The sequence below is a fragment of the Caballeronia jiangsuensis genome, assembly GCF_046030135.1.
Taxonomy (GTDB): Bacteria; Pseudomonadota; Gammaproteobacteria; order Burkholderiales; family Burkholderiaceae; genus Caballeronia; species Caballeronia jiangsuensis.
On record NZ_JAQQDB010000099.1, the window covers coordinates 1 to 1,684 of the forward strand.

Here is a 1,684-nt window from a genome sequence, read left to right on the forward strand (position 1 = left end):
CACGCCCGGCCAGCAGCAGGTTCAGGTGGCGAGCGATCAGGCCAACTCGCGGCTGGTGCTGGGGTACAACACGCGCATCGAGTACCGAGCGGGTCGTCAGCAGGCGCGCGGGCTGGGGTGGGAACTCGCGACGGACGCGTGGGGCGTGCTGCGGGCGAATCGGGGCATGCTCATTACGACCGAGACGCGCAGTGGTGCGGGAACTGCCGCCAAAGACATGAGCGAGACGGCTGCCCGTCTCGATAGCGCGCATCAGTTGCACGATGCGCTGACGCGTATCGCGCAAGACAGCGAGGCGCAAGACGCAGGCGCTCACCAGTCCGAGATCGTCGAGACCATAGCATCGCAAAACAAGCAGATTCGAGGCGAGACAGCGGGCGATGACGCTTCCTTTCCACAACTGTCGGATTCACACCTCGTCATCGACGGTAAGGCGGGTGTGCAAATTACGACACCCGCGACGGTTCACATCGCGTCGCAACAGGCGGCAATCACAACGGAAGGTCATATCGGTATTGCCAGCGGACGTAGCTTTTTTGCGACCGTGCGCGACACCATTCGAATATTCGCGCAGGCCGGACCTATGCACCTTGCTTCGGCGGCGGGGGACATCGTATTGAACGCCCTGACGAAGTCCATCGTTGCGCGGGCCCAGAAGCAGATTCTGCTGGAAAGCGACGACATTCTGCTGCGGGCAAAGAAATTCCGGGTCGAAGTCAACGGCAGTTTCCTGAACATGGATTCCAGCGGCATCGTCAGTGGGACGACGGGAAAATTCATCGCTCATGCGTCGACGCATGGATGGCCGGGTCCGAAGGATCAGATGGTCGAACTATCGCACAAGAAGATTTGCGTCGAATGTCTGCTGAAGGCCGCGGGATTGGTGCCGCGCTAACCATAGAATTGAACGCTATTCCGTTATCGGCCTTTTATCGCGGACAGAAAAAATGATTCGTTTCTTAGGAATTCTCTGCCTATTTTTTGCAGTCCTTGTAGCTCAGATCAACCCAGCTCATGCAAAGGCGATCAGCGATGCTGACGTACTGACCGGTACTTTTGTGTTCGCTTTTAGCGATGACGAGGGTCAACCATTTGTTCGGATCACTCGGGATGATTGGAAGTATTCTGTTTCGCTGCATGAGCGAGACCGCGCGGAGTGGACGAAAAGTACAGACACGGCTCAGTTGCTCAGATCCAGAGACTTCAAATCGGATGACGACACCGTTAGATATTTCGTTCGGAAAGTACCGTTTCCCGATTCCTTGCGGGACCTCCCAGAGGGGACCCTTTGTCTTTTAGTAGATAAGATTGATCGCGTCGACCAAGGCTACGGTAGTTACGCGTTCTTCTATATTCCGAAGGATTTTGAGTTTGGAAATTGGGGGAGAAGTGAACGGCTGCCAGCCGGCTATTACGTTTTTTCTGATTTGGGCGCGGTTATCTATTTGAAGAAAGAATAAGGGCGTGGAAAGCAATGATCGGACTTCAATATGATCCAGAAATGGCCCGATCTCAGTCAAAAAGGTGACGGGCTTTCGAAAAGCAAGAAAGCATCTCAGCTTGGCAAGTTTTCTGGTGGAAGTTATGGAAATAAACGGTTCTGATTTAGCTCCGTATTTGCGCAGGGAAAAGTACTTATGAAAATCCCAATTCGATTGCTTCGCGGTTTTGCCCTCACGGCAGT

The 1,684-nt window shown here is 54.1% G+C and carries 2 protein-coding genes; both read left to right on the forward strand.

Annotated features, from left to right (window positions below; genetic code table 11):
• Positions 1 to 895 (forward strand): DUF2345 domain-containing protein (locus tag PQR08_RS38490; protein ID WP_408164457.1); only part of this gene is annotated, 895 nt, incomplete at its 5' end.
• Between the two features lie 52 nt (positions 896 to 947).
• Positions 948 to 1,460, forward strand: a complete 513-nt coding sequence (locus tag PQR08_RS38495) for a hypothetical protein (RefSeq protein ID WP_250486397.1) — start codon at positions 948 to 950, stop codon at positions 1,458 to 1,460.
• Positions 1,461 to 1,684: the final 224 nt, after the last annotated feature.

Bases quoted from the DNA above. Each gene is read 5' to 3' on its own strand.
- PQR08_RS38495 (WP_250486397.1), top strand. From the start codon at position 948: ATGATTCGTTTCTTAGGAATTCTCTGCCTATTTTTTGCAGTCCTTGTA.